Source organism: Nesterenkonia massiliensis (genome assembly GCF_000455245.1).
GTDB classification, from domain to species: domain Bacteria; phylum Actinomycetota; class Actinomycetes; order Actinomycetales; family Micrococcaceae; genus Nesterenkonia; species Nesterenkonia rhizosphaerae.
The window spans coordinates 20108-25225 of record NZ_HG005173.1 but is presented as its reverse complement, the minus strand read 5'-3'; the positions used below and the strand labels follow the sequence as shown (position 1 = coordinate 25225).

Annotated in this window: 4 protein-coding genes; 1 reads left to right on the top strand and 3 read right to left on the bottom strand. The window is 62.1% G+C overall.

Translation table 11 applies throughout. The features are described 5' to 3' along the window. Together TX78_RS11295 and TX78_RS11290 are read right to left on the bottom strand one after the other, a co-directional pair. Positions 1–1505 (bottom strand): DUF885 domain-containing protein (locus TX78_RS11295; RefSeq protein WP_199765284.1); only part of this gene is annotated, 1505 nt, incomplete at its 3' end. Positions 1506–1562: 57 nt separating this feature from the next. Then, positions 1563–2978, bottom strand: coding sequence for an L-serine ammonia-lyase (locus tag TX78_RS11290; protein ID WP_044496343.1), 1416 nt, complete (start codon positions 2976–2978; stop codon positions 1563–1565). Positions 2979–3128: 150 nt separating this feature from the next. Between TX78_RS11290 and TX78_RS11285 the strand changes: the two genes are divergently transcribed. Beyond that, positions 3129–3734: a YitT family protein gene (locus TX78_RS11285; protein ID WP_044496406.1), complete on the top strand. Its 606-nt coding sequence runs from the start codon at positions 3129–3131 to the stop codon at positions 3732–3734. A 292-nt stretch (positions 3735–4026) separates the two neighbouring features. Here TX78_RS11285 and TX78_RS11280 read toward each other — a convergent pair whose 3' ends face one another. Beyond that, a complete protein-coding gene (locus tag TX78_RS11280) occupies positions 4027–4851 on the bottom strand; it encodes an aldo/keto reductase (protein WP_044496342.1) in 825 nt (274 codons plus the stop codon). Positions 4852–5118: the final 267 nt, after the last annotated feature.

The window sequence follows — 5118 nt, the reverse complement described above, 5'->3', positions numbered from 1 at the left end:
AGATAACGTACGATCTCCGACTCCAGGAAGTCCCGTGGCCGACCCGAATGAGCGGCGAAGAAATCCAGAGCCAGCTCCGGTGTCCAGGTCTCACCGGCACCGATGGGCGAGTCCTGCGGGACCTCCAGCTGAAGGTGCATCCCTAGATCAATGACCACCCGGACGGCGCGCATCATCTGGCAGTCCAAGTAGCCCATGCGCTCCTCAGCATCGAGATACCCCAGCTCGTCCATCAGGCGCTCGGCGTAGAGGGCCCACCCTTCGGTGGCGCCGGAGGATGAACCGATAGTGGTCTGGAACAGCGAGAGATCGTCCTTGACGTGCACCCATTGCGCCAGTTGCAGGTGATGTCCCGGCACTCCCTCGTGGTACCAGGTGCTGACCAGGTCATAGACCGGGAAGACCCTTCGGCCGAGGGTGGGCAGCCAGGTACGGCCCGGCCGCGAGAAGTCCACAGATGGAGGGGAATAGTAGGGTGCTGCAGCACTGCCTGAGGGCGCGATCATCGCTTCAACCGTCTTGATGGGTTCGGCGATGTCGAAGTGGGTGCCGTCGAGTTCCTCAATGCTGCGGTCCATCATCTCCTGCAGCCACTGCCGGACTTCCTCGACCCCCTCCACGCGCCGTCCGTACTCATCCAACCAGCGCATGGCTTCAACCGGCGTTGCCCCGGGTTTGATCTGCTCTGCCAACTCCCGCATCTGGGTGGCAAGCCGCTTGTACTCCTCCCAGCCCCAGGCATAGACCTCTTCTGGGTCGATGCTGGCTCCCATCCAGCGCCGCGCGTTGAGCAGGTATCGTTCACGGCCGGCGGCATCGGGGGTTCCTGCGGCCTCCGGCAGGTAGGTCTCTGAGAGGTAGTTGCGCATGGTGCGCACAGCAGCTGCGGCGCCGTCGGCTGCGTCCTTTAAATCGGTGGCCAGGCTCTCTGGGCCTTTGCTCACAAACTCGTGGAACCAGGTGGTCTCTGAGGCGATCCACTCGTCCAGCTGCCCGATGATAGTTTCCACCTGCAGCGGTGCGGCATACAGCCCACGACGACGCCCCTCGTCCAGCGCTTGGATCAGCGAGTCATAGCAGCCCGGGAACTTCGCCATCCGACGGGCGATCACGGACCAATCCTGCGCGGTGGCGGCAGGCATCATCAGGAAGATCGAACGGGCACCGTGGACGGGGGAGGCGATATTGCGCAGCGGGCGCAGGTGCTCACCTGCCTCGTGGGCTTCTAACTGGACGCCGAGCCGGTCGCGCAGCAGCACCGCACACCGCGCTTCGATCTCCTCGAAGACCCCGGCTTGGGCCTGAAGCTCATCGAGGCGGGCCAGCACGGCGCGCATCAGCTCATCCTGTGCCTCCGCCGCGGCGGGGGAGTGGTCCGGCATCCGGTCGTCCTGCGGATTGAGCCCGAGTCCCGTGGATACGGAGGGATCCAGCTCGGCAAGGCGATGAACATAGGCGTCGGCGAGTTCTCTGGGGGTGGCAGCAGCCGCGAAACTAGTTGTCATAGGCAACATTCTGCCTCACAGTATGTGACAGCGACATGACGTGACGGCGTCGCGCGTTCAGCACTCCACAACGTTGACCGCAAGACCACCCAAGGCCGTCTCTTTGTACTTATGAGACATGTCCTTGCCGGTTTCGCGCATGGTGTTGATGACGTCATCCAGTGTGACGCGGTGCTCGCCATCACCCATCAGCGCCATTCGCGCGGCATTGATGGCCTTGGTCGCGGCAATCGCGTTGCGCTCGATACAGGGCACCTGCACTAGTCCGCTGATGGGATCGCAGGTCAGCCCGAGGTTGTGCTCCATGGCGATCTCGGCGGCATTCTCCACCTGCTGGGGCGTGCCGCCCAGGATCTCGCAGAGCCCAGCTGCGGCCATGGAAGAGGCGGAACCGACTTCACCCTGGCAGCCGACCTCTGCTCCTGAGATGGAGGCCTGCTCCTTATACAGCACACCGATTGCTGCCGCGGTGAGCAGGTAGGTGGTGACAATGCGGCGCTTATCCTCGGGTTTGGCGAAAGTGGAGCCTGGCCCGTAGTGGGTGGCATAGAACCCGACGGCTGGAATGATACCTGCGGCACCGTTGGTGGGTGCGGTGACGACTCTTCCGCCGGAGGCGTTCTCCTCATTGACCGCCAGGGCCACCAGATTCACCCACTCCTGCCAATAGGCATAACTGCGGTCAGGATCCTCACGCCAGAGCTTGGCATGCCAATCAGGGGCGCGCCTGCGCACTTTGAGCCCGCCCGGAAGGGGGCCTTCGCGCTGGAGTGCGGAATTCTTGCAGTCCTCCATCACCTCCCAGAGGTGCCAGATGCCGTCGAGTATCTCGTCCTCGCTGCGGCGGGCACGCTCATTGGCCAGCATCACCTCGGAGACGGAGAGGCCGGCGTCGCGGCAGTGGGCCATCAGCTCTGCAGAGGTGCGGAACGGGTAGGGGACCTGTGTGTCGTCGGCTGAGAGTTCGGTGCTGGAATTCTGCGAATCAGCGACGACGAAACCTCCGCCCACTGAGTAGTAGGTCTCCTCGGCCAGCAGTTTGTCCTGCGCGTCCACGGCACGAAGAGTCATGGCATTGGAGTGCCGTTCCAAATGGGTCAGCGGACGCTGGATGAAGTCCGCTACCCGAAGGGTGATGTCATTGCGGTGACCAAGCTGGGCGCCGAGCTGAACGATGCCGGTGGCTTCCATGGCCGCGATGCGCTCATCAACCTGCTCAGGCAGGATCTCTTCAGCAGCCCACCCTTCGAGCCCAAGCAGGATGGCAGTGAAGGTGCCGTGTCCGGCTCCGGTGGCTGAAAGTGACCCGAAAAGCTCCACCTGCACAGCAGCGACGTCTTCAACGACAGCACCGCTCTCGGGCTGCACCAGCAGCTCCTGGACAAAGCGCCGGGCAGCGCGCATAGGCCCTACGGTGTGGGATGAAGAAGGCCCCACACCGACGCTGAAGAGGTCGAAGACACTGATGGTCACCCTTTAAGACTACGCGTAGGGAAGCTGAACGCAGCAGACTGTAGCTCTATGCAGTGCGCGAACCGTGGTGCACGATTGGGGCTCTGTCACAGGACTGTCATATGAGCGGTCTAGAGTATCCGGGTGACTCAGAAGCATGACCCGCGGCCGATGGCCACTGACCCGACCCTTCCGCATAGTGTCCCTGAGGATGTCTTCGGTGTCCTCACCGGAACGTTCCTCGCAGCGCTTGGTCTGTACATGCTCGAGCAGGCCGAGGCGGTCACTGGCGGCACAGCAGGTGTGGCTCTGCTGCTGACATATGCCACTCCGCTGACCTTCGGCTGGCTGTTCTTCCTGGTCAACGTGCCCTTCTTCGCTCTGGCGCTCTGGCGCAAGGGCTGGAGGTTCACGGTGAAGACGCTGGTGTCAGTGGCACTGGTCTCGTTGTTCACTGAACTCAACCAGCACTGGATTCCGCTTCCGGAGATGGACCAGATCTATGGGGTCATCGCTGGGAACCTGCTGCTGGGGGTTTCGTTGCTGGCAGTGTTCCGTCATGGCTCGTCGCTGGGTGGGTTCAATATTCTGGCGCTCATCGCGCAGGAGCAGTTCAATATGCGCGCCGGCTACGTGCAGATGAGCCTTGATGTGATCGTGATTCTCATCGCCCTGACTGTGGTGGCTCCGATGAATGTGCTCATCTCCGCGGTGGGTGCTGTGGTGCTCAACGTGGTCCTGGCCCTGAATCACCGGCCCGGACGCTACCGCGGTTAGCGCGACAGGTCCTTAACTGCAGGTCACTTTCTGCTGACATCTCAGGGGTAGATGCCCGACGACGGCGGGCGGGTCACTTCGCAGTCGGCCGTAGGTGAGCACGTTTACTCGTTCCCCGCCGACCTCGAACTTCTCCCTGCCTCGGCCGACTCCAGGTCTGTGACATCGCCCTGCCGGGACATCTCTGGGTCCGCAGCAAAGGCGCTCAGCACATCGGCAGCATCATCACCGTGTAAAGAGCGCAGGTGGGGGGCACTCACCGTCTTGTCGTTTTTGCTTCCTCGGCGCCCGGTTATTCCTTGCCGAAATCATTCGGGTGCGGGCTCCGGCGGCCATCCTCGCCGCGGTCCAGGGCGTCGAGAGCATCCATATCGTTGGGGGAAAGCTCGAAGCTGAAGACATCGAAGTTGGAACGCTGTCGCTCAGGGTTATCTGACTTGGGAATCACTACGTCACCGCGCTGGAGATGCCACCGCAGGATCACCTGCGCAGGTGTCCGGTCGTGACGTTCTGCGATCTCGCGGACGGCAGGGAGGTCGAGTTCATCTCCCTTGCCCAGCGGGCTCCACGCTGTCACGACGATGCCGCGCTCCCGGCAGTACTGCCGCAGCTCGTTATTGGCGAAGGTCGGGTGGACTTCAATCTGGTTCACCGCAGGGGTGACACCGGTAGCTTCGATGATGCGGTCCAGGTGGTCCTGAACGAAGTTCGACACACCGATGGCGCGGGCCCTACCGGAGTCACGCAGCTCGATCATGGTGCGCCAGGTGTCTACGTAATCGGTCTTATCGAACGGCATCGGCCAGTGGATCAGGAACAGGTCGACGTAGTCGACGCCGAGGCGCTGCAGCGACTCTTCGAATGTCCGGTGGACGTCTTCAGGGGCATGATGGGGGTTATGCAGTTTGGTGGTCAGGAAGATCTCGTCCCGGGGAACGCCGGAGGCGCGGATCCCTTCACCGACAGCAGTCTCGTTCTGGTACATCTGGGCGGTGTCGATATGGCGGTATCCCACCTCGAGTCCTGAGGCGACGGCGCGGTCGGGCTCGCCTGACTTGGAGGTTCCCAGTCCGAGCTGGGGGATAGCGGTACCGGAGTTCAGCTGCAGAAGTTCCATGGCGCGATCCTATGCCGCGCCAGCTGAGAACTGCCTGAACGGGGCTTTCCGTCCCTAAAAATGGGTGATGCGCGTAGAAGCAGTGAGGAGGGCTTCTACGCGCATCGCGCTTCCCATCGCGCAATCTCAAGTAGAACACGTCTTCTAGCGCACCGCAAGTGGTTCAGTGCGATTTATCGAAGGTGTGTTCGATGATTTTTCCTGTGAGTTTTCTGTCAGAACATCACTTCGACCCGGGCGATCTTTCACTGTGGAGGGGCTAAGAGT

Coding starts and splice junctions, on each gene's coding strand:
- TX78_RS11285 (WP_044496406.1), top strand. CDS start 3,129: ATGGCCACTGACCCGACCCTTCCGCATAGTGTCCCTGAGGATGTCTTC.
- TX78_RS11280 (WP_044496342.1), bottom strand. CDS start 4,851: ATGGAACTTCTGCAGCTGAACTCCGGTACCGCTATCCCCCAGCTCGGA.